Origin of the sequence: Herbaspirillum sp. 3R11, assembly GCF_004563925.1 — a bacterium.
Taxonomy (GTDB): Bacteria; Pseudomonadota; Gammaproteobacteria; order Burkholderiales; family Burkholderiaceae_D; genus Herbaspirillum.
Genome location: NZ_SPNJ01000001.1, coordinates 1,516,039 through 1,539,182, shown reverse-complemented (window position 1 = coordinate 1,539,182; position 23,144 = coordinate 1,516,039). Strand labels below are relative to the sequence as shown.

Sequence of the window (23,144 nt, the reverse complement as noted above, 5' to 3'; positions counted from 1 at the left end):
AATCGGGAGTTTCCTGAAACATGCAGAAAACGCATCAGGAAAAACCCTAACAGTTACGTATTCGGAGTAAGTCCTAGTAAGTAATGAGGATCGTCAAGGTGTCCTGATAGCTGCCTGCATAGACGTTCTGCAGCGCCGGAATGCGGCCGTAGGCGGTATAGGTTTGGGTCACCGGCACCAGCACAGACAGCAGATAACCGCCGACATTGAATGCCGAGCCACCGCTGCCATCGCCCCAGACCGTCGCGCGCGTTGCATCGGTGTAGATTTGATACGACAGCTGCGAACCGGTGATGATCATCTTGCGCGCAGCGATATTGCCGCTGGCGCCGCCGTTGAGTTTGACGGTGTAGGCGACCAGCAGCGCGATCGTGGCCTGGCATGTCACGGACACGCTGCCGGTGATGTCGTTCGGCGACGAGGCCTTGGGATCATAGAGGCCGAACGTCACCGGCGTCGCCGACGCAATGCAAGCCTGAGCCTGAACGTTCGAGACGTTGCTCAGGCCGGCAAACAGCAGCACAGCGATGCGGAACAGCTTGCTTGGATTTTTCATCAGTGACATTCCAGTGTATTGCTGCTCATGCCGCCTTCCAGGTTATGGTCCGGAACCAGCGACGCCTGGCATTTTGCGCCCGACGGCAGCACGATATCCAGCGTATTGACCGGCAACAGCTCGGACAGGTAGGCCGCGCCTTCGTAGCCAACCGGCGCTTTCTGGCCGTTCTCGCGGATGGTCACCGTGGAGCCGACCGGCACATACTCGCCGCTGGCGGTTTTCAGGATCAGGTTGACGTCGGAGGTGCGTTTGGTCTTGAAGCTGATCACCGCGCCGGAGCGGTCGCGCGGTTTGATGTATTGCTCGTTGTGATCCATTTGCAGCGTCATCGGCAGGTCGAGCACTTCGACCGAGACCTTGTTGACGTCGTAAGCGCGCAGATCGGTGATCAGCAGCTGGCCGTTGCGGTCGGTCTTGCCGGCGTAGCGGTTTTCGGTATAGATGCCGATGTCGCGCGCGCCTTCGGTGTTGACCACGGCGAAGCTGTCTTCCACCCAGTTGGAGAAGAACACCGAGTTGTCCATCCACGCAATGGCGCCGCGCACGCCGGCGCGCTGGCTGGTGATGTTGTTGCTCTGTGCCACCGTGAAGTTCGCGCGGCCGTTGCGTCCCTTGTAGTCGACTTCGCCGTAGCGCTGCTGATAAGCACCATCGGTGGTCTGCAATTGCCAGCCGACGTCGCCCGGCGAAATGGTCGGGCGGCTGGCCTGAGCCGAGACGGTACGCTGGCCATTGTTGTTGCTGGCGCTGACGCCGCCCGCACTGCTGTCGCCGAACGGCATGATCAGGCCGATGGTCGCACCATAGCCGCCGTTGCGAAAATCGCGAAAGCCGGTGACGAACATATTGGTGTTGCGGCCGACCGATTTGAAATACGAAAGCGTCACGCTTTCGCTGTCCGTGATGCCGAAGCGACCGTCGGTGGAAAGCAGCACCGGGCTCTTGGCGGACGTGTAGGCCATGCTCAACGAACCGTAAGTCCCCAGATTCAGGCCGATCGTGCCGACCGTGGTCGAGCGGGTGGTCGGCGAACCTGCCATCGCACCGATGTCGCGATAGTTCGCTCCGGACTGTGTTCGCGTCAGCGACATGCTGACCAGGCTGGTGCTGCGCTCGAAGCCCAGTGCCAGTTGCTGGCCGCTGCCGGCGTCCGACGTGCTGGCCGAGAGCGCACCGGTCAGCACGCCCCAGTTGTCGACATTGAACACCAGGCCGCCGCCGGCCAGCGTCATGCCCTTCATCGTCTCGCCGTGGCCCTCGACCGTCAGCGTCTTGCTATAGCCGTGACGTGCGGTGCCGGCGATGGCGAACTCGCCGTAGTTGTTGCTGCGCAGGCCGTAATTGCGCCGCACAAAGCCGCTTTCCAGCGTATAGGAAGACAGGTTTTCCGCCAGCAGCTTGTCGGTGGCGTAAAAGGAAATCGTGCGGAAAGTTTGGCGCCCCAACTCATCGGTCACCGCCACGGCGATCTGGCCGGCGCCGGTGGCGATCGGGGCCTGGCGGATCTCGAACGGACCGGGCGGCACCGGTTGCGACAACTGGCGCACGCCGTTGACGAACAGGTCAACCGTCGACGGCACCACGGCTTCGCCGCCGAGACTTGGCGTCGGATATTTGACCAGGTCCGGTCGCAGCGAAAAATCGGTGCCGAATTGCGCGCCGCCGAAGCGCACCGGGCGCGTCCAGAACAAGCCGCTGGTAATGAAGTCGCCGACGCGGTAGCGCGTCAGTTCGCGCGGATTGGAATAAGTGTAGGTGGTTTCCAGGCGTGTGGAAGTGGCTGGCGTGCTGTCGAAGTACGCCAGCCCGGTCGAGCTGAACACGCTGCTGCCGGCGAAGTAACGGCCATCGAAATAGCCCGCAATGCTGCGCACGCCCTGGCTGGTGGTGGCAAGCAAGTCATAGTTGAGCAGGGCGCCGCGCGCGTTTTCCGTCAGCGGGACGTTGTCTGCCGTCCTGCCTGCGGTCGCGATATCGGTGGTGTTCAGAAAACTCATGGGCACGTCCATGTCGATTTTCAACGCCGACTGATCCAGTTGGACCTTGCTGGCGATTCCGCTCACCGGCAGCAATTCATCGTCCTTGCCGGGCGTCTTGATGCCGAGGCTGCGCAGTTCCGCCGCCGTCGCAAACAAACCGTCTTGTCGTTTCACGAACTGCGCCACCAATTCCGTCGGACGGCCGTTGATGGAAACTTCGAGCAACAAATTTTCAATGGAACCTTCACCGGCGCCATGCGCATAGGCGCTGACGATCAACAGCAACAGGCCGATCCAGTTAGACGGTCGTATCAAGGCGTCACGGTGATCTCGGTTTCAATGGGGCCGGTGTCTGAGTTCGCGGACATTTTCACCAATGAGCCGGCAGCCAGCGGTGCGTCGACATCGAACGGATATTGTCTGATCATGCCGGCCAGGGTATAGGGATTGGCGCCGGCGGGTGGAGTGATTTTCTTGCCGTTGGGAAGGGTCAGCACAAGATTGAGCAAGCGTCCGCGCCGGTTACCGGTGTTGGCGACATTGAGGCGAGGCGTCTTGCCGGCGCTTAGCGTCCAGCCCAGTTTCAGGTTGGGCGCCGTATTGGGCGCGATGAAGATCGGCATCGAAATGCGGAACTTGAAGTTGATCGCGGGACCGGCTGCCGCAGTCGGAATCTCGTCCACCAGCATGCGGTAAGCGACTTCATTAACTTCGGCCGGACGTTTGGAAATGATGCGGATGGTCTGCGAGGCGCCCGGCGCGACGGTGAACACCGGGGGACTGATGATCAGGCTCTGGGTAGGATTGAGTACATCCTGGCTGTCCTTTTGCTCCCAGTCGTAGGCGCGGATCTGCAGCGAAACGTCGTGATTATCGTTATTGACGATCTTCACCACGCCAGCCGTGCGGGCCGAGGATAATTCCAATACTACCGGGGATATTTCGAAGTTGGAGGCAATTGCTGCCGGACTGCAGAGCGCTCCGGCTATGCACAGGAAGAAGGACGAGCGAGCAAGGTAGCTAAAAATAATTTTCCCCCGTGACGACGAAAGAACGCTAATTCGACTACGAACAATGACTGCGGATGACTGCGGATGTGGGTGCTAAAGGTGACTGCTAGTTAAGCAAGAATGTAATTTTGTTGTTGAGAATATCAGAAATACGCGAGAAGTTGTGCGTATTAATTTCTCTGGTAGAACTTATTAGTACGAGAGTGTGATGCCAACAACGTCGGTGTAACTACCGGTTTGGACATTTTGGCCACTGGGAATGTAGCCGTAGACAGGAAGGTTTTGCTGCGCGCCGTTGCCGGCCACGAGATTGATGGTGTAGCTGGTGCCGTTGGAGCAGTTGACGCCAACAGGCGACGATTGCTTGACTGCGGAAGAGTTGCCGGTGCCGAAGGGCAGGGCCGCACTGTTGACGCTGCAAGTGGCGGTAACAATCGCGGAGACGGAGAGATTGCCTGTTGACGTCGCTGCCTGGGTCAGGCTGCTTGCGCACAGGAGAGCTACCCCTATTACCGCCCCGATTTTTTGCAGAGTTTTCATTTGAATAAAATGCTGTTTGGTAACGCCACTTGTTTGAGGCTATTATAAAATAACTTCTAAGGAATTCCCTGAGTTGACAGCTGGTTTTACGTGGTTTCGGCAAATAAATGTGCGTAGTTCGCGACATTTGATGTCTGTATGAAAACTTTTGATGTTGTTGAGGAAATTAACTTTCCCGTAAAAAATATAATAAAAGCAAATAGTTACGAATATTCGCGAAGTCAGAATCGACAAAAGATACGAAGTCGAATGTAAGAAGCGCTGCAGATGGCGCAGATGAGCATGCAGTGAAGCAGGGCTTGCTGCGCTGTACATCGTCGATATCCATCTCGACACTCGGCTGGTTTTCGCCGAACCGGAAGGCAAGAAAAAAACGATCATGCAAACCGACGCAGAAGAACACAAAATCGACGTAACCAAAAAGCTCTCTTTGAAGTGAATTCGAACAGGCGCTGAAATATGGCTTAAAGCACGGCCTGAAGCACGGCCTGAAGCCCAGCCCAGGCGCCAACGACAAACCGTCAGCTTTATCGGGGACCCGGTATAACGATGCCGAGATCAAACAAGCCGGAATCGAGGAACAGATCTGCGCTGGTCAATACCGGGGCTTTCTTCGTTCTGGCCATGCTGTTGTCGATAGGGGTTACCACCGTGGCCTATCGCAGCGTGCGCGTATTCGAGGCGCGGGCGATCTGGGTGGAACACACGCACACCGTCTTGCAGCGGCTGGAAGAAACCCATTCAACCTTGCGCGACCTGGTCGCCAATGCCCGCGGTTATGCGCTGTCGAGCCGACATGAGTATCTGCTCGGCTTCGAGTCGGATCGCAACTTGCTGCAGCAATTGCTGAGCGGCCTGCGCGCGTTGCAGATCGACAATCAGGACCAGCTGGATCGTCTGACCCACCTGAGCATCACCATTGCCCAGCGCATCGAGCTGGCGCGTACGCTGATCGAGGCGGATAAAGAGGTGCGCATCGACAACGCTTACGAGCATGGACGCGACCTGAGCGAAGACATCCGTCGGCAGTTCGTCGCCTTGAAGGACGTCGAGCAGGCGCTGCTGACCGAGCGCTCTGCCGACACGCGCGAAAGCATCCGCTGGACCATCCTGGCCATCGTCGGCGGCAGTTTTTTAAGCGTCGCCATCCTGATCGCGGTCTACCTGCGGCTCAAGCGCGAAACGTTGCGCCGCAGGGAGGCGCAGACCAAGGCGCAGCTGTACGCCGCCGATATCGAGGATCTGTACAACCAAGCGCCGTGCGGCTACCACTCGGTTGACGAAGAAAGCGGCCTGATCGTACAGATCAACGACACCGAACTGGCTTGGCTGGGGTATGCGCGCGAGCAAGTAGTCGGCAAGATGACGCAGACCGATCTGATGACATCTTCCAGCGCCGAGCGCTATCGCGCGGACGTGCGGCCGCGATTCTTGCGCAACGAGCCGATCGGCGGCGTGGATGTCGAGTGTTTGCGCGCCGACGGCACGCATTTCCCGACGCTGATGAGCATCAGCACCGTGCTGCATCCTGACAACGGGCGCGTGATCAGCCGCAACGTCATCTACGACATCTCCGGGCGCAAGCAGACCGAAAAGGAAATCGAAGAACTCAACGCCAGCCTGAAGCGCCAGACTCAGCACCTGAGCAATATCAACAAGGAGCTGGAGAGCTTTTCGTACTCGGTGTCGCATGACTTGCGCGCACCGCTGCGGGCCATTTCCGGCTACGCCATGATGGTGGAGGAAGACTACGCCGAAGCGCTCGACGCCAAAGGCAAGGAACTGCTGCAGGTCATCCGCAGGAATGTCAGCAAGATGGATGCGCTCATCAGCGATTTGCTCAAGCTGTCCAAATCGGCCACCGGCGAACTGACGCTGGCACATTTTTCCATGCAGGAGCAGGTCGAGGAAAGCATCGCCGGCCTGCGCCGCGAGAACGCGGGTGTCGAATTCATCGTTGATCCGCTGGAGGACGTTATCGCCAATCAGGGTTTGCTCCGCCAGGTATGGAAGAACCTGCTCGGCAACGCCGTCAAATTCAGCAAGAAGGCCGAGCATGCGGTGGTGCGCGTGTCGTCGACCTCGACGCCGGAAGAAGTCATCTATCAGGTGCAGGACAACGGCATCGGTTTCGACATGCGTTATGTGCACAAGCTGTTCGGCACCTTCCAGCGGTTGCACCGGCAGGAAGACTACGCCGGCACCGGCATCGGCCTGGCGCTGGTGCAGCGCATCGTGGTCAGGCATGGCGGGCGGGTGTGGGCGGAAAGCCGGTCAGGAGAGGGCGCCAGTTTTTATTTCACATTGCCGCGGCAGGGCTTGTAGCTGTAGCGGCGAGAACACAGTCACGACCGGCGTCTGCGGGCGACGGCCTTAACAACAATGAGGGCGGGAAGCGAGCATGAGCATATGAGTATTCCACTCCGGGTATTGTTTGTCGAAGACATGGAAGAGGACGTGATCCTCATGGTGCGCGAACTTAAACGCGGCGGCTTCGAGCCGACCTGGCAGCGGGTCGACACCGAGCCGGACATGGAGGCGGCCCTGCGCGACAAATGGGATATCGTGATTTCCGATTATTCGATGCCCATGTTCAGCGCCGTCGACGCGCTTGAATTGGTCAAGCGGCAGAACGATCAGATTCCTTTCATCATCGTCTCGGGCGCCATCGGCGAGCAGACCGCCGTCGAGGTCATGAAGGCGGGCGCACAGGATTATTTCCTCAAGAGCGCGATTGCACGGTTGCCGATCGCCGTCGAGCGCGAATTGCGCGACGCCCTGGTGCGCCGCAAGCAGCGTGCCGGCGCCGCCGCCTTGCGCGAAATGCAGGCGCGTTTCTACGCCTTCATGAGCGCCGCACCGATGCCGGCCTGGATCAAGGACGCCGACTTGCGCTATCTCTACGTCAATCCGGCGCAGTCGACGTTTTTCGGCATGATGCCAGGCGACATGATCGGCCTGAGCGACTTCGACATCATGTCCAGCGGTGCGGCGCAGAACGCCCAGTCCAACGACCGCAAGGTACTCGACGGCAATCGCGAGATGCATACGCAGGAAACGGTGTTCGACGCCAACCACAATCCCAAGATCATGGACATGGTGCGTTTTCCGATCGGCAGCGACGGCAAGATCTTGGCGGCCGGGCTGGCGATGGATGTGACCGAGCGGGTCAATTCGCAAAAGGAGCTGGAGGAAGCCATGCAACGCCAGAAGATGCTGGCCAGCCGCGTGATCGAAGTGCAGGAGCGCGAGCGCCAGCATCTGGCGCGCGGCCTGCACGACGACGTCGGCCAGTCGCTCACGGCGCTCAAGATCAACCTTGAGACCATCAAGAAAACCGGTTCGCTGGAGGGACCGTCGCTGCAGAACGGTATCGATATCGTCGCCGCAGTGTTGTCGCAGGTGCGCAGCCTGTCGCTGGACTTGCGGCCGCCGCAGCTGGACAACCTGGGTTTGATCGCGACCTTGCGTTCGTACGTGGAAAACAAGTCCACCTTGGCCGGCGTCAAGGGCTGGTTCGAGAGTTCGCCCTTGTCGGTGGAGCTGCATCACGACATCGAGAACACCTGCTTTCGCATCGTGCAGGAAGCGGTCACCAATATCCTGCGCCACGCCCAGGCTGAAAACATCTGGGTCAAGGTCAGCCAGCGCCAGGACCAGCTCAACGTCAGCATCCGCGACGACGGCAAGGGCTTCGACCTGGAGAAGGCGCGCAGCAATGCGATTTCCGGCACCAGTTTCGGTCTGCTGAATATGGAGGAGCGCGCCGTGCTGGTGGGCGGCGCAATGGACATCACTTCCGCACCCGGCGAGGGCGTGGAAATCGTTTTGCAATTACCTGTGACGCCTGTCATGCGGAGGGGATAAAACATGTTGACAAGAATTGTGCTGGCCGACGATCACGCGCTGGTGCGCAGCGGCATCAAGTCGCTGCTCACGGCAATGCCCGGTATCGAAGTGGTGGGCGAGGCCGACGACGGCAACGCCGCCATCGAACTCACCGAAAAACTCAAGCCCGATGTGGTCGTCATGGACATTGCAATGAAGGGCATGAACGGCCTGGAAGCAGTGCGCCGCCTGCGCGCCGACCATCCGACCACGAAGTTCCTGATGCTGTCGATGTACGGCAGCGAGGAGTACGTAATGCAAGCCCTGAACGCCGGCGCCAACGGCTATCTGTTCAAGGACTCGGCGGCCTACGAGCTGGAGAAGGCGCTGACGGAAGTGATCCACGGCCGCCAATACCTGGATTCGCATATTTCCAAAGACGCGCTTGATCTCTACATGAAGAAAGTGGCGCAGGACGGTACGCCGGTCGAAGTGCTGACGCCGCGCCAGCGCGAGATCCTGCAACTGATCGCGGAAGGCAACAACACCAAGGAGATCGCCTACCGTCTCAACGTCAGCGCCAAGACCATCGAAACCCATCGGGCCCAGCTCATGGAACGGCTGGAAATCCGCGACGTGCCTGGACTGGTGCGCTATGCCATCCGTACCGGCTTGACCACCTCGGACAAATGAAAAAAGGAAACAAAAGGAGCTAAATAGCCGCATTTAATTGCCGAATCTAAGGTATATCCTGATATCTTCCGTTGTCGATCATGCCATAATTAATTCACCCGACGTGATACCGCGAATGTCGTTTGGCGGTAAGGTCTGCGTCGTTCCAGCCTGCGCTGGTCATAAGCCTGCGCAGAAAACTGATGGTGTTCGGGCAATAAAAAACGCAAGAAAGTGATCTGCACATGGAGCAAATGGATATCATGCTGGTCGACGACAGCCCTGAGGTTGCCGAGCTGACGCGCATCGCTTTGGACAGCAAGAAACTGGCCGACAAGATGACCTGGTTCGCCGATGCCGAAGAGGCGGCGGACTACATGTTTTCGGATAACGGTTTTGCGGCGCGCAAGGATCTGCATCCGCGCTTGATCCTGCTTGACCTGCACCTGCCGCTGATGAGCGGTCACGATTTTCTCAAGATCATCAAATCCAACGCCGCTACGGCGCATATTCCGGTGGTGATGTTTTCTTCTTCAGACGACCAGCGCGACATCGTGCAGAGCTATCAGCTGGGGGCCAACGGCTATCTGATGAAGTCGGCCGATCCGCGTGAATTCATCGGCACGGTTGCTGACGCCGGCATGTACTGGGTGAACCGCAACAAGGCAGTGCGCTGAAACGGAACAATACGGGATCGATTGTGAAAATAAAAAATGCAGGCTGCGGCCTGCATTTTTTATGGCGGAAACGAACCCGGACGATTCAAGAGTGGAATTGCCGCAGTCCGTCCAGATCGAGGATGGTGATGCTGCCGTAATCGACTTTGAGCAGGCCGGCTTTTTCCAACACCTGCAAGGCCTGGTTGGCGCGTTGGCGCGATGCGCCCGAGAGGTTGCCGACTTCTTCCTGTGAAATCTGCAGCTCCAGCCCGATGCCGGGATTCAGATAAGGATTGAACAGCGCGGCCAGGCAACGCGCCACGCGCGCATCGGGTTCCAGCATGCGATCGTATTCGACCAGCGAGATGAACAGGCCGAGGCGCTCGTTGAGTTGCGTCACCAGGAAACGGTTGAAAGGAATGCTGTTGTCGAGCAGCCAGAGATAGGTCGCCTTGGGCATATACAGCAGCTCGCTGTCGCGCAGCGCCACCACATCGTACTTGCGCGGCTCGTCCTTGAGCAGCGAACCTTCGCCGAGCCAGCCGCCGTTGGCCATGCCGGCGAACGATACGGTCTTGCCTTCGGGCGAGACGCTGCTCATTTTCAGCAGACCTTCATGCACGCCGATCCAGTGCGAAACTGCATCGCCCTTGTGGCAGACGAAACCTCCCGCCGGGATCTTGCGGCTGAATACTTCGGATTGCACACGCTCCAGTTGTTCACTGGTCAGCGAGCGCGCCCAGATACTTTTGCCCAGCATGTCTTGGATCGATGTCTTCGGTGTCTCTGTCGTCATTATGATGCGTTGCAATATCAAAAGTTTGGCGATTGTTCGGCAATTGTCTGCGAGATGACAACCATGCCTCTCGACTCACACTACTATCATCGCACAAAAGCAGCGCACAACCGCCTGACTTGCCGCAGCACAAGAACAGTAAGTGCAACGTAAGCATGTCGGTTCAGACTGACTTGACACACTGAACCCAGAACGTCCGGCACAAGACCGTTATCCGGCAAGCGGACGTTTATAAATAAAGGTGGGACGATGGTGGAGACAACACAACGTCCAGGAGCGCAGACATTTCCGCAGCTGCTCCTGATGCATGCAAAGGCGCGTCCGGATCGTCCGGCGTTCCGCGAAAAGGATCTCGGCATCTGGCAAACCACGACGTGGGCCCAGGTGGCGGATGAGGTGAGGGCGTTCGCCTGCGGCCTGGCGGCGCTTGGTTTCAAGCGCGGCATGAGCCTGGCGATCATCGGCAACAACTGTCCGCGTCTGTATTGGGCGATGTCGGCCACGCAATGCCTGGGCGGCATGCCCGTGCCGTTGTATCAGGACGCGCCGGCGGCCGACATGTCCTATGTGCTCAACGACGCCGAGATTGATTTCGTCGTCGCCGAAGACCAGGAGCAGGTCGACAAGGTCTTCGAGATCAAGCTGAATTTTTCCAGCGGCACCGAACGTCCGACGCACATCATCTATGACGACGAACGCGGCATGCGCAATTACCGCCAGCCGGAGCTGTCGTCCTTCGCCGGCGTGCAGGAACTGGGTCGCGCCTACGACAAGGCCAATCCAGGCTTCTTCATGGATCAGGTCAACGCGCTGACCACCGACGACATCGCCATCATCCTGTACACCTCGGGCACTACCGGCAAGCCCAAGGGCGTGTGCCATTCGCATGCGGCCATGATTGCGACGGCGCAGACGCTGGTCGACTTCGACCAGTTGAACGAGAGCGACGACGTGCTGTGCTATCTGCCGCTGGCCTGGGTGGGCGACTTCCTGTATTCGTTCGCACAGACCCACGTGGCCGGCTTCTGCCTCAATTGCCCGGAGTCGCCAAGCACGGTCATGACCGACTTGCGCGAAATCGGACCGACCTATTATTTCGCGCCGCCGCGCATCTATGAAAACATCCTCACGCAAGTGATGATCCGCATCGAAGACGCCGGCTGGGTCAAGCGCAAGCTGTTCCATGGCTTCATGAACATCGCCCGCCGCGTCGGCATGCGCATCCTCGACAAGAAGCCGGATGTCTCGCTGGCCGACCGCCTGCTGTACGCCATCGGCCACCTGGTCATCTACGGTCCGCTCAAGAACGTGCTGGGCATGTCGCGCATCCGCGTGGCCTATACCGGCGGCGAGGCGATCGGCCCCGACCTGTTCGACTTCTACCGCTCGCTGGGCATCAACCTCAAGCAACTGTATGGCATGACGGAAACCTGCGTGACCGTGTGCATGCAGCCGTCCGGCGACGTCAAGCTCGACACCGTCGGTCGGCCGATGCGCGGCGTCGAAGTGCACATCGACGCCAGCGGCGAAGTGCTGGTGCGCTCGCCGGGCCTGATGAAGTCCTACTTCAAGCGTCCAGACGCCACCGCCGAAGCGATCGACGAAAACGGCTATTTCCATACAGGCGACGCCGGCTTCTTCGACAGCGACGGCCACCTGAAGATCATCGACCGCGCCAAGGATGTCGGCAAGATGGCCTGCGGCACGATGTTCGCGCCCAAGTACATCGAGAACAAGCTGAAGTTCTTCCCCTTCATCAAGGAAGCCGTGGTGTTCGGCAACCAGCGCGAGCAATGCACGGCCTTCATCAACATCGACATGGACGCCGTCGGCAACTGGGCCGAGCGCCGCAACCTGGCCTACAGCGGCTACACCGACCTGGCCGCGCACGAGAGCGTGTATGCGCTGATAGCCGACTGCGTGGAAAAGGTCAACGCCGACCTGGTGCAGGATCCCTTGCTGGCCGACTCACAAGTGCATCGCTTCCTGGTGCTGCACAAGGAGCTTGATCCCGACGATGACGAGCTGACACGTACACGTAAAGTACGCCGCGGTTTCATCGCCGAAAAATATGCGGTGCTGATCGAGGCGCTGTACGAAGGCAAGCAGTCGCAGTACATCGAGACGCAGGTGAAATTCGAAGACGGTCGCCAGGGCATGATTGCGGCCGACCTCAGGATTGCCGACGTCAAGACTTTCGCCAACCTCAACCAAGCGGCATAGGCCTGCATGACCACCATGAAAAGACATATCACGGAAGAAGTGCAGCCGATGGAACAGGAGCGACAGGCCACCGCAGGAGAATTTGGAGGCGAGGGCGACGGCGTGCGCAAGATCGGCGAAGTCATCCTCGACTTGCAGAACATCTCGCTGTCCTTCGGCGGCGTCAAGGCGCTGACCGACATTTCATTCAATGTGCGCGAGCATGAGATCCGCGCCATCATCGGCCCCAACGGCGCCGGCAAGAGCTCGATGATCAACGTCATCAACGGTGTCTACCATCCGCAGAAGGGCAACATCGCGTTCCGCGGCGAGCAGCGCCACAGCATGCATCCGAGCAAGGTGGCGCGCCAGGGCATCGCCCGGACCTTCCAGAACATCGCCTTGTTCAAGGGCATGACCGTGCTCGACAACATCATGACCGGGCGCAACACCAAGATGCATTCAAGCTTTCTCGCCAACGCGATCTGGTGGGGCAGCGCCCGCAAGGAAGAAATTTTGCACCGGCACAAGGTCGAAGAGGTGATCGACTTCCTCGAAATCCAGCACATTCGCAAAACCCCGGTAGGTCGCCTGCCATACGGCCTGCAGAAGCGCGTCGAGCTGGCGCGTGCGCTGGCGGCCGAGCCGGAGATGCTGCTGCTGGACGAACCGATGGCCGGCATGAACGTGGAAGAGAAGCAGGACATGTGCCGCTTCATCCTCGACGTCAACGAACAATTCGGCACCACCATCGTGCTGATCGAGCATGACATGGGCGTGGTGATGGACATCTCGGATCGCGTGGTGGTGCTCGACTACGGCAAGAAGATCGGCGACGGCACACCGGACGAAGTGATGGCCAATCCCGAAGTCATCAAAGCTTACCTCGGCACTTCGCATTGAAGTTGTTGAGGAACAAAACAAGCAGAACAAGCGGAACAAGTGGAGAGAGCAGATGCAATTTTTCTTTGAAGTGACGCTGAGCGGATTGTTGTCCGGCCTCATGTATTCCCTGGTGGCGCTCGGCTTCGTGCTGATCTACAAGGCCTCCGGCGTCTTCAATTTCGCCCAGGGCGCGATGGTGTATTTCGCCGCGCTGGCGGTGGTCGGGCTGATGGAAAAGGGCATGCCGATGTGGGCCGCCATCATTGGCGCCTTCCTGGTGATGATTTTGGTAGGGCTGGCGACCGAGCGCTTCGTGCTGCGCAAGCTGGTCAATCAGCCGCCGATCACCTTGTTCATGGCCACCATCGGGCTGGCGTTTTTCCTCGAAGGCCTGGGCCCTTTGCTGTTCGGCAGCGAAGTGCGTCCGATCGAACTGGGCATCGTCGACGAGCCGATCATGTCGGTGATGGACAGCATCGGCATCGGCATTTCCAAATTCGACCTGTTCGCCTCCGGCATGGTGATCGGACTGGTGGCGCTGCTGGCGCTGTTCTTCCAGAAGACCAAGGTCGGCCGCGCCTTGCGCGCCGTCGCCGACGATCACCAGGCGGCCCTGTCGCTGGGGATTCCGCTGCAACACATCTGGGCAGTGGTGTGGGGCGTGGCCGGATTCGTGGCGCTGATCGCCGGTCTGCTGTGGGGCTCGCGTAACGGCGTGCAGTTCGCACTGACGATGACCGCGTTGAAGGCGTTGCCGGTGCTGATCCTGGGCGGCTTCACCTCGATCCCCGGCGCGATCGTCGGCGGGCTGATCATCGGCGCGTCGGAGAAGCTGGCCGAGATTTACATTCCGCCGGTGCTGCAGGATCTGTTCGGCGGCAACTTCGGCGGCATCGAAGGATGGTTCCCGTATGTGTTCGCGCTGCTGTTCCTGCTGGTGCGTCCGGAGGGATTGTTCGGCGAGCGGCACATTGACCGGGTCTGATCGACTCTGATCGAGCCTGATCCCGTCCAGGCAATAAAAAATAAAGGACGAAGCACATTGACGCTTCGCCGTATGGAGACACAGGAGAAACACTATGCTTTATCGTGAGGCAGGGCAGTTCAAGACGTCGTACATTGCCGACAGCCAGATATTCCCGATCCGCCAGGATCGCATCGGCATGGCGATCCTGCTGGCCGTCGCCTTCGTCGGCATTCCACTGATCGGCAGCGAATACTGGTTTTCAGCGATCCTGATTCCCTTCCTGGTGTTTGCCTTGGCGGCGCTGGGGCTGAATATCCTGACCGGTTATGCCGGCCAGTTGTCGCTGGGCTCGGCGGCCTTCATGGCGGTGGGCGCCTATGCGGCCTACAACTTCCAGTTGCGCATTGAAGGCATTCCCATCGTGCTGTCGTTCATTCTGGCCGGCGGTTGTGCGGCGCTGGTGGGCATCGTGTTCGGTTTGCCGTCGCTGCGCATCAAGGGTTTTTATCTGGCGGTGGCGACGTTGGCGGCGCAGTTCTTCGTGGTGTGGGCGCTGACCAAGTTTTCCTGGTTCTCCAACAACAGTTCGTCGGGTGTGATCAGCACGCAGAAGATCGACTTTTTCGGCATTGCCATCAACTCGCCGGTGAAGAAATACCTGTTCGTGCTCGGCATCGTCTGCGTGATGGCGATGCTGGCCAAGAACCTGGTGCGCTCCTCGACCGGCCGTGCCTGGATGGCGGTGCGCGACATGGACGTGGCGGCCGAAGTGATCGGCATTCAGCTGATGCGCACCAAGCTGTTGGCGTTTGCGGTGAGCTCGTTTTTCTGCGGCGTGGCCGGTGCTCTGTATGCGTTCTGCTACCTCGGTTCGGTGGAGCCGGACGGCTTTTCTCTCGACCTGTCGTTCCGCATCCTGTTCATGATCATCATCGGCGGCGTCGGCAGCATCCTCGGCGCCTTCCTCGGCTCGGCCTTCATCCTGCTGCTGCCGATCTTCCTCGATAACGTGCTGCCGCCGCTGGCGTCGCTGTTGCACCTGCCGTTCACCAATGCGACGGTGTCGCACATCCAGCTCATGCTGTTCGGCGGGCTGATCATTTTCTTCCTGATTGTCGAGCCGCACGGACTGGCGCGCCTGTGGCAGATCACCAAGGAGAAGCTGCGCCTGTGGCCGTTCCCGCATTAACAGTTACTGTTTTTCAGAAGTAAAACGATGCGTGCCCAGAAGTAAAAATGAGGTACGCACATGGGTAATAAAACTCAAGGAGACACGTATGAAAAATATCAAACAACTTGTGCTTGCCGCGACCGTCGCTGCAAGTCTGTTGGCTCCCGCGCTGCCGGCGATGGCCCAGGCCAACGACCAGTTCATTGCGATTCCGAGCTATCGCGTCGGCCCGTACGGCACCAACGGCCAGTCGTACTACGGCGGCTACGTCGATTACCTGAACTACGTCAATCTCAAGGAAGGCGGCGTCAACGGCGTCAAGCTGTCCTGGGAAGAATGCGAGACCGAGTACAACAACGCCAAGGGCGTCGAGTGCTATGAGCGCATGAAGAACAAGAATCCGGTGACCAAGGGCACCGCGATCAATTCGATGGCAACCGGCATTTCTTACGCGCTGATCGACAAAAGCGTCGAAGACAAGGTGCCGCTGCTGATGATGGGCTATGGCCGTACCGACGCCGTGGACGGCTCGGTGTTCCCGTATGCCTTCCCGCTGGTGACGACGTATCAGATGCAGGTGTCGGCGATCGTCAAGTTCCTTACGACCAAGAACGGCGGCTCGCTGGCCGGCAAGAAGATCGTGTTCCTGTACCACGATTCGGCCTACGGCAAGGAGCCGATCGTGGCGCTGGAAGCCGAAGCCACGCTGGGCAAGTTCAAGGTCGTTCAGATTCCTGTGGCCCATCCGGGCAACGAGCAGGGCGCGCAATGGCTGAAGATCCGCCAGGAAAATCCTGATTACGTGATCTTCTGGGGCTGGGGCGTGATGAACCAGACTGCGCTGAAGGCGGCGCAAAAGGTTGGCTTTGCACGCGACAAGATCATCGGTTCGTGGTGGGCCGGCTCTGAGGAAGACACGATTCCTGCAGGCGACGCCGCCAAGGGTTACATGAGCGCGACCTGGAACGTGGCCGGCAAGGGCGTGCCGCTGATCGCCGACATCGAGAAGGTGGTCTACGGCGCCGGCAAGGGCAACCTGCAGGACAAGAACAAGATCGGCTCGATCCTGTACAACCGCGGCGTCTCGGCAGCCATCGCCACGGTGGAAGCCGTGCGTACTGCACAAGGCAAGTTCGGCAAGAAGGTCATGAGTGGCGAGGACGTGCGCTGGGGCCTGGAGAATCTGAACATCACCAACGCGCGTCTGCAACAGTTGGGCGCCACCGGCCTGCTGCCTGAGATCAAGACTTCCTGCGACAACCACGAGGGTTCGGGCAAGGTCAAGATCCAGCAATGGGACGGCACCAAGTGGGTGCTGGTGTCGGACTGGATCGAAGGCAACAAGAACCTGATCCACCCGTTGTTCAAGGCTTCGGCCGCGAAGTACGCGAAAGAAAAGGGTATTACCCCTGCCTGCATGAAATAAATACAGGCCTTGGCGTCGGTGCGTTGAAATGTGTCGGGCGCATCGACGCTTTTTTGAGCAGGAAAAAATCTGAACAGGCAGGTCCGAACACGCAGGTCCGGACAAGTTTGTCCAAGCCGGAGCAAGCATGGGTACAGCACTCAACATCAACAACATCGAAGTCATCTACGACCACGTGATCCTGGTCCTCAAGGGTGTCTCGCTGGCGGTGCCGGAAGGCAAGATCGTGGCGCTGCTGGGCGCCAACGGCGCCGGCAAGAGCACGACGCTCAAGGCGATTTCCAATCTGCTGGGGGCCGAGCGCGGCGACGTCACCAAGGGCAGCATCGAATTCAAGGGCGAGCGTGTCGACCGCATGACGCCCAACGACCTGGTCAAGCGCGGTGTGATCCAGGTGATGGAGGGCCGGCATTGCTTCGGCCATCTGACGGTAGAAGAAAACCTGCTGACCGGCGCCTACACGCGCAACATCAGCAACGCCGAAGTGAAGCGGGAGCTGGAAAAAATCTACGACTACTTCCCGCGCCTGAAGGTGCGCCGCAAGTCGCAGTCGGGTTACACCTCCGGCGGCGAGCAGCAGATGACCGCGATCGGCCGGGCCATGATGGCCAAGCCGTCGATGATCCTGCTCGATGAACCGTCGATGGGGCTGGCGCCGCAGATCGTGGAAGAGATTTTCGAGATCGTCAAAGACCTCAACACCAAGGAAAACGTGTCCTTCCTGCTGGCCGAGCAAAACACCATGGTGGCGCTGCGCTATGCCGATTTCGGCTACATCCTGGAGAACGGCCGGGTGGTGATGGAAGGTGCTGCCAACGATCTCGCCAGCAATGAAGACGTCAAGGAGTTTTACCTCGGCGTGTCGGCGGCGGGGCGCAAGAATTTCCGCGACATGAAGTTCTATCGCAGGCGCAAGCGCTGGCTGGCTTAGATCCGCTAACAAAGCACCGCTGGCGGCGTTGCTTCTCCTTGCCGTACATTCGTACTGTCTGCGTCGGCGCGCCTTGCCAGCGGCGCTTTGTTAGTGGCTCTTAATAAAAAGGGCGGCGTGCGCCGCAATAATCTTTCCTCAGTCCACGCATACGGTAAATTCATGTCCGACATTCTCGATTCTCTGGAACAACGCGATCCGCAACAACGCGAGGCCGCGCTGATGTCCGCCTTGCCGGGCCTGGTGGCGCGCGCACAAGGCGCCGAAGGCTGGAACCGCATTCTCAAGGGCGTCAGCGCCGGCGACATCGGCACACGCGCCGCACTGGCGCAATTGCCGGTCACGCGCAAATCGGACCTGAAGGATCTGCAGGCGGCGACGCCGCCGTTCGGCGGACTCAACACCACTCCGCATCGCCAGTTGCGCCGGCTGTTCGTGTCGCCCGGTCCGATCTTCGATCCGGAAGGACACAGCCAGGACTGGTGGCGCTTCGAGCGGCCGATGCGCGCGCTGGGGCTGCGCTCCGGGCATATCATCCAGAACTGTTTTTCCTACCATTTCACGCCGGCGGCTTTCATGGCCGAAGGCGCGGCGGCCAAGCTCGGCTGTGCGGTGATTCCGTCGGGCATCGGCCAGACTGAACTGCAGGTCCAGACCATGGTCTCGCTGCGCCCGGATGCCTATGTCGGTACGCCGTCATTCCTCAAGATCATCATCGAGAAGGCGCAGGAGATGGGCGTCGCCCTCGACAGCCTGCAACGCGCGCTGGTCAGCGCCGAGGCGCTGCCGCCGTCGCTGCGCAGCTGGTTCCACGATAACGGCGTGCCGAACGTGTTGCAGCTATACGCTTCGGCCGACATCGGCAACATCGCGTATGAGTCCATCAGCGATGGCAAGGTCAATCCGGGCATGGTCCTCGACGAAGACCTGATCCTTGAAATCGTCCGTCCCGGCACCGGCGATCCGGTCCGGCCGGGCGAGGTCGGGGAAGTGGTGGTGACCTCGTTCAATCCCGACTATCCGCTGATCCGTTTCGGCACCGGCGACCTGACTGCGGCGCTGGATGGCGTCTCGCCGTGCGGACGCACCAATACACGCATCAAGGGCTGGATGGGGCGCGCTGACCAGACCACCAAGGTGCGCGGCATGTTCGTGCATCCTTCGCAGGTGGCGGAGATTACGCGGCGCCACGGATTGATTCTGAAGGCGCGGCTGGTGGTCAGCGGCGAGATGGCCAACGACAGCATGACGCTGCATTGTGAAACTGCAGACATGGAAAGTGCCGCAAGGCAAGGGGAGGCGGCGGCGATTGCCGACAGCGTGCGCGACATTACCAAACTGAGGGGGGAGGTGCTGTTTGCGGCGCCGGGAAGTTTGCCCAATGACGGCAAGGTCATCGAGGACGCGCGCAAGTACGAATAATATGAATAATCAGTGTGCGTTCATTCTTCGGCGGTCTTGACCACGGTCAACCGGGCGATCAGGAATTCGCCGTCGATCACCTTTCGGAACGGCACGCCGGCAGCCTCGAAGCCGGGGCCGCCGTGCTCGATCCAGGTCTGCGCGACCGTATCGAAAGTTTCTACATCCATGCCCAGCATCTGAAACGAGAGCACGAATTTCGCGCCTTGTTTTTGCCGTTTGACGATTTCTTCCAGCTTTGTCATGACCGATTCCTGTTTGCGTAGGGCAGGATGATAGCGCGAACCCGTGCAAATCAGCATTTTCAACGCGTTTCCCGTCGGCAGCATCGGTGACTTGGCGTGGCTGGCTGTGTATAATGGCGCGCGGGCGTTGTTGCCAAGGCGGCATCTCCCAGAGCAGAGAAATTTGCTCCGCCAGCATGAGCATTGCTACAAGGCGAACGTGAGTTCGCCTTTTTTCTTATGCGTTCCTGTGTGTGCATTAGCTGACCGGTTTTCGGGAGGCGAGTGCGCGGTAACTGATGTCATTTGATGTCCTTGTTTCTGATTTCTTTCTGATTTCGTGATCGGCTGACCCATGTTTGAATTTATCCGTAACCATCAGCGCCTGATGCAATTCCTGCTGCTGCTGTTTATTTTCCCGTCCTTCGCGTTCTTCGGCCTGGAAGGCTACAGCCGTCTGTCCGATGGCGACAATGCCGTGGCCAAGGTGGCCGGCCAGACCATTACCAAGGAAGAATGGGACGCCGCGCAGCGCCAGCAACTGGAGCGCATGCGCCAGATGTCCGGCGGCCAGATCGATCCGAAAGTGTTCGATACGCCTGAAGCACGTCGCGCCGTACTGGAAAACCTGATCGCCCAGCGCGCACTGGCGGCCGAAGTCGTCAACGACAAGCTGTCGGTGTCGGACCTGACGCTACAGCAAAGCATCATGCAGATTCCCGGCCTGCTGAAGGCCGACGGCACGTTCGACAGCGACCAGTACCGCGTCCTGCTGGCGGCCCAGGGCCTGACCCCGAAGGGTTATGAAGCCAGCCTGCGCCGCGACATGGGCCTGCAACAGCTCAACACCGCCGTGCAAGGCACCGCATTCGCACCGAAGACAGTCGCCGCGCGCCTGTCCGACCTGAACGACCAGGAACGCACCGTGCAGGAGTTGTCGTTCAAGGCGGCGTCCTTCGCCGGCCAGGTAAAGGTCACCGACGAGATGCTCAAGGCTTACTACGACAAGAACGGCAGCAAGTTCGAAGTGCCGGAACAGGCCAAGATCGAATACGTGGTGCTCGACAGCGCCGCCGTGGCTGCGCAGGTCAGCGTGTCTGACGCCGACGTCAAGTCTTACTACGATCAGAATATCAAGCAATACTCGACCGATGAACAGCGCCGCGCCAGCCACATCCTGCTGGAAGTGAAGAAGGGCGCATCCGCCGCCGACAAGGCTGCAGTCAAGGCCAAGGCCGACGGCCTGGTGGCGCAACTGCGCAAGACGCCGGGCGACTTTGCCAAGCTGGCCAAGGCCAACTCGCAGGATCCGGGTTCCAAGGACCAGGGCGGCGACCTCGGCTTCTTCGGCAAGGGCGCCATGCTCAAGTCGTTTGAAGACGCGGCCTACAAGCTCAAGCAAGGCGAGATCAGCGATCCGGTCGAGTCCGATTACGGCTATCACATCATCCAGCTGACCGGCGTCAAACCGGGCTCCGTCAAGCCGTTGGACGAAGTGAAGGGCGAAATCTCCACCGAGATCAAGAAGCAACTTGCAGCCAAGAAGTACGCCGAACTGGCCGAGACCTTCAACAACACCGTCTACGAACAGGGCGACAGCCTCAAGCCGGTGGCCGACAAGCTCAAGCTGAAGATCGAAACCGCCACGGGCGTGACGCGTCAGGCCAATCCGACGCTGCCGCCGAACACGGTCTACAACAATCCGAAGTTCCTGAAGGTCCTGTTCACTGACGACACCATCAAGGGCAAGCACAATTCGGAAGCGGTGCAGGTCGCGCCGACCACGCTGATCGCCGGTCATATCGTCGAGTACAAGCCGGTCACCAAGCGCGCCTTTGACGACGTCAAGACCATCGTCCGCGAGTTGGTGACGCAGAGCGAAGAGCTGGCGCTGGCCAAGAAGGCCGGCGAAGCCAAGCTGGCCGAGCTGAAGGCCAAGGATGACGCCGCCGGTTTTGGTGACGCCAAGCTGGCTTCGCGCGTGAAGACCCAGGGCTGGAACCAGGATGCTTTCCTGGCCGTCATGAAGGCCGACACCGCCAAGCTGCCGGCTTACACCGGCATCGAAGTGCCGGGCCAGGGTTACAGCGTGTTCCGCATCACCAAGGTGGCGCAACCGGCTGCACCTGATGCAGCCCGCCGCAAGACCGAGCAGGACCAGATCGCCAATACGCTGGCCGAGCAGGAAATGCTGTCCTACATCAACTTCCTGAAGGAAAAGGCCAAGACCAAGATCCTGAAGGGCGGCGAGACAGTCGGTGCGACCGACGGTAAATCAGCCGACGCTGCTAAATAATTGCTTTTCGCAAATTATTTGCATCAGACAAAAAAGGCCGCTTATGCGGCCTTTTTTGCAGCTTCGGCGTGCCGCGCCGCACGTACAATCAACCTTAACCTTAGTCCTTGAAGCCGCGTCCATGCCAGCCTCAGTGTCAGCCGCAGTATCAGCATCTGTTCCAGCCGCAGCCGGATCACTCACTCCCGTCCTGATCATTCACACCGGTGACCCCGTCGACGATTTGCGCCAGTCGTACGGCAGCTATGCCGTCCAGTTGCAAAAAGCCGCCGGCTTGCACGATGACGAGACTGAAATCGTCTCGGTGTTCCAGGGCCAGTTCCTGCGTGAGCCGGATCAATACCGCGCGGTGCTGATCACTGGTTCGCCGACCATGGTCACCGATCTGGTCGACTGGAGCGAGCGCACTGCGGCGTGGTTGCGTCGCGCGGCCGAACACGGGCTGCCGATGTTCGGCATCTGCTACGGGCATCAATTGTTGTCGCACGCCTTCGGCGGCAAGGTCGGGTACAACCCGGCCGGACGCGTGGCCGGCACCATGGCGGTGACGCGGCATGCGGTCGCTGCCGGTGAGCATTTGCTGGGAGAGATTCCGGAGAGTTTCGAAGCCCACATGCTGCATTCGCAAGTGGTGCTGGAACCACCGCCGGGCGCAGCCGTGCTGGCCAGCTCGCCGATGGACCCGCATCACATGCTGCGGCTGGCGCCCAATATCTTTTCAGCGCAGTTCCATCCGGAATTCACCGGCGAGTTCGTCAGGGCCCACCTGGCGTATTACACCGAGGTCTACGGCAAGTGCGGCATCGACACCGCCGCCATGTGCGCCCAGGTTTGCGAGACGCCGCAATCGGCGGCGCTGCTGCGGCGCTTCCTCGATCTGCACGCGCCGGTAAAACAAATCCCCGTGACTATTTGAGCAAAGGCTTGAGCGCCGGCCAGACGTTGTCCAGCAGTGTCTGCTGCGCCTGTTCGTTGGGGTGCATGCGATCGGCCTGGAACAGAGCCGGCTTGTCGGCCACATCCTTCAGGAAGAACGGCACCAGCGCGGTCTTGTTCTGCTTCGCTGCCGCAGGAAACAACTGCGAGAACTTGTTGGTGTAATCGGCGCCGTAATTCGGAGGGATCTGCATCCCCACCAGCACCACCTTGGCCTTGGCCGCGCGCGCCATGTCGATCAGCGCCTGCAGGTTGGCTTGCGTGGCGCTCAGTTGCAGGCCGCGCAAGGCGTCGTTGGCGCCCAGTTCGATGATCACGACGTCGGGCGCATGCTTGCTCAGCAGGGCCGGCAGGCGGGTTTTGCCGCCGATGGTGGTTTCGCCGCTGATGCTGGCATTGATAACGGCGGTGACGCCGGCGCCGATTTTTTCCTGCTGCAGCCGTTTGTCGAGCAGCGCCACCCAGCCGCTGCCGCGCGTCAGGCCGTACTCTGCCGACAGACTATCTCCGAGCACAAGCAGGGTTTTTGGTGCAGAATAGGCGCTCGCTGCGAACATCAGCAGGGGCATCGCCAGCAGCGCGGCCAACAGGCGGCGCCAGCGTACATCATGTCTTTTCATCGCCTTCATCCATCTTCCATT

General features: G+C 59.7%; 20 protein-coding genes. 13 read left to right on the top strand and 7 right to left on the bottom strand.

What is annotated here, in order from left to right:
- Positions 1–73: 73 nt before the first annotated feature.
- The 4 genes from E4P32_RS07080 to E4P32_RS07065 all read right to left on the bottom strand — a co-directional run bounded on the left by E4P32_RS07080 (position 74) and on the right by E4P32_RS07065 (position 4,088).
- A complete protein-coding gene (locus E4P32_RS07080; protein WP_167735668.1) occupies positions 74–556 on the bottom strand; it encodes a spore coat U domain-containing protein in 483 nt (160 codons plus the stop codon).
- Entirely contained in the window at positions 556–2,853 is a 2,298-nt protein-coding gene (locus E4P32_RS07075) for a fimbria/pilus outer membrane usher protein (RefSeq protein ID WP_116432625.1), read from the bottom strand. The genes E4P32_RS07080 and E4P32_RS07075 overlap by 1 nt, the downstream gene beginning before the upstream one ends.
- A complete protein-coding gene (locus E4P32_RS07070) occupies positions 2,850–3,479 on the bottom strand; it encodes a fimbria/pilus periplasmic chaperone (protein WP_280649368.1) in 630 nt (209 codons plus the stop codon). Before E4P32_RS07070 ends, E4P32_RS07075 begins: the two co-directional genes overlap by 4 nt.
- Positions 3,480–3,740: 261 nt before the next feature.
- The gene (locus E4P32_RS07065) at positions 3,741–4,088 is read right to left on the bottom strand and encodes a spore coat protein U domain-containing protein (RefSeq protein ID WP_116432627.1); all 348 of its coding nucleotides are present in this window, start codon (positions 4,086–4,088) and stop codon (positions 3,741–3,743) included.
- Positions 4,089–4,637: 549 nt separating this feature from the next.
- Between E4P32_RS07065 and E4P32_RS07060 the strand changes: the two genes are divergently transcribed.
- The 4 genes from E4P32_RS07060 to E4P32_RS07045 all read left to right on the top strand — a co-directional run bounded on the left by E4P32_RS07060 (position 4,638) and on the right by E4P32_RS07045 (position 9,265).
- The gene (locus E4P32_RS07060; protein ID WP_167735669.1) at positions 4,638–6,413 is read left to right on the top strand and encodes an ATP-binding protein; all 1,776 of its coding nucleotides are present in this window, start codon (positions 4,638–4,640) and stop codon (positions 6,411–6,413) included.
- A gap of 84 nt (positions 6,414–6,497) precedes the next feature.
- Entirely contained in the window at positions 6,498–7,955 is a 1,458-nt protein-coding gene (locus E4P32_RS07055; protein ID WP_116432628.1) for an ATP-binding protein, read from the top strand.
- Between the two features lie 3 nt (positions 7,956–7,958).
- Positions 7,959–8,609, top strand: coding sequence for a response regulator transcription factor (locus E4P32_RS07050; RefSeq protein ID WP_116432629.1), 651 nt, complete (start codon positions 7,959–7,961; stop codon positions 8,607–8,609).
- A 224-nt stretch (positions 8,610–8,833) separates the two neighbouring features.
- Positions 8,834–9,265 (top strand): response regulator, encoded by a 432-nt coding sequence (locus E4P32_RS07045; RefSeq protein ID WP_199525560.1) that lies wholly within the window; start codon positions 8,834–8,836, stop codon positions 9,263–9,265.
- A gap of 85 nt (positions 9,266–9,350) precedes the next feature.
- On the opposite strand, the gene E4P32_RS07040 is transcribed toward E4P32_RS07045, so the two are convergent.
- Positions 9,351–10,007, bottom strand: a complete 657-nt coding sequence (locus E4P32_RS07040) for a Crp/Fnr family transcriptional regulator (RefSeq protein WP_199525561.1) — start codon at positions 10,005–10,007, stop codon at positions 9,351–9,353.
- 285 nt (positions 10,008–10,292) lie between these two features.
- Here E4P32_RS07040 and E4P32_RS07035 point away from each other — a divergent pair, with 285 nt between their 5' ends.
- The 7 genes from E4P32_RS07035 to E4P32_RS07005 all read left to right on the top strand — a co-directional run bounded on the left by E4P32_RS07035 (position 10,293) and on the right by E4P32_RS07005 (position 19,047).
- A complete protein-coding gene (locus E4P32_RS07035) occupies positions 10,293–12,266 on the top strand; it encodes an AMP-binding protein (RefSeq protein WP_116432632.1) in 1,974 nt (657 codons plus the stop codon).
- A 48-nt stretch (positions 12,267–12,314) separates the two neighbouring features.
- Positions 12,315–13,148, top strand: coding sequence for an ABC transporter ATP-binding protein (locus E4P32_RS07030; RefSeq protein WP_233526600.1), 834 nt, complete (start codon positions 12,315–12,317; stop codon positions 13,146–13,148).
- A 52-nt stretch (positions 13,149–13,200) separates the two neighbouring features.
- A complete protein-coding gene (locus tag E4P32_RS07025; RefSeq protein ID WP_116432633.1) occupies positions 13,201–14,115 on the top strand; it encodes a branched-chain amino acid ABC transporter permease in 915 nt (304 codons plus the stop codon).
- A gap of 94 nt (positions 14,116–14,209) precedes the next feature.
- The gene (locus E4P32_RS07020) at positions 14,210–15,286 is read left to right on the top strand and encodes a branched-chain amino acid ABC transporter permease (RefSeq protein WP_116432634.1); all 1,077 of its coding nucleotides are present in this window, start codon (positions 14,210–14,212) and stop codon (positions 15,284–15,286) included.
- An 88-nt stretch (positions 15,287–15,374) separates the two neighbouring features.
- Positions 15,375–16,694 carry an ABC transporter substrate-binding protein gene (locus E4P32_RS07015; protein WP_116432635.1) on the top strand — a complete coding sequence of 440 codons (1,320 nt, stop codon included), beginning with the start codon at positions 15,375–15,377 and terminating at the stop codon, positions 16,692–16,694.
- 127 nt (positions 16,695–16,821) lie between these two features.
- Positions 16,822–17,625, top strand: a complete 804-nt coding sequence (locus E4P32_RS07010; RefSeq protein WP_116432636.1) for an ABC transporter ATP-binding protein — start codon at positions 16,822–16,824, stop codon at positions 17,623–17,625.
- Between the two features lie 162 nt (positions 17,626–17,787).
- On the top strand, positions 17,788–19,047 hold the full coding sequence (locus E4P32_RS07005; RefSeq protein ID WP_116432637.1) for an AMP-binding protein: 1,260 nt from the start codon (positions 17,788–17,790) through the stop codon (positions 19,045–19,047).
- A gap of 20 nt (positions 19,048–19,067) precedes the next feature.
- Here E4P32_RS07005 and E4P32_RS07000 read toward each other — a convergent pair whose 3' ends face one another.
- Positions 19,068–19,292 carry a hypothetical protein gene (locus E4P32_RS07000; RefSeq protein ID WP_116433848.1) on the bottom strand — a complete coding sequence of 75 codons (225 nt, stop codon included), beginning with the start codon at positions 19,290–19,292 and terminating at the stop codon, positions 19,068–19,070.
- A gap of 334 nt (positions 19,293–19,626) precedes the next feature.
- Here E4P32_RS07000 and E4P32_RS06995 point away from each other — a divergent pair, with 334 nt between their 5' ends.
- Complete coding sequence (locus tag E4P32_RS06995; protein ID WP_116432638.1) at positions 19,627–21,567, top strand: SurA N-terminal domain-containing protein; 1,941 nt, start codon at positions 19,627–19,629, stop codon at positions 21,565–21,567.
- A gap of 121 nt (positions 21,568–21,688) precedes the next feature.
- The gene (locus E4P32_RS06990) at positions 21,689–22,483 is read left to right on the top strand and encodes a glutamine amidotransferase (RefSeq protein ID WP_233526530.1); all 795 of its coding nucleotides are present in this window, start codon (positions 21,689–21,691) and stop codon (positions 22,481–22,483) included.
- On the opposite strand, the gene E4P32_RS06985 is transcribed toward E4P32_RS06990, so the two are convergent.
- Positions 22,476–23,123, bottom strand: a complete 648-nt coding sequence (locus tag E4P32_RS06985) for an arylesterase (protein ID WP_199525562.1) — start codon at positions 23,121–23,123, stop codon at positions 22,476–22,478. The two genes, E4P32_RS06990 and E4P32_RS06985, sit on opposite strands and share 8 nt — an antisense overlap.
- Positions 23,124–23,144: the final 21 nt, after the last annotated feature.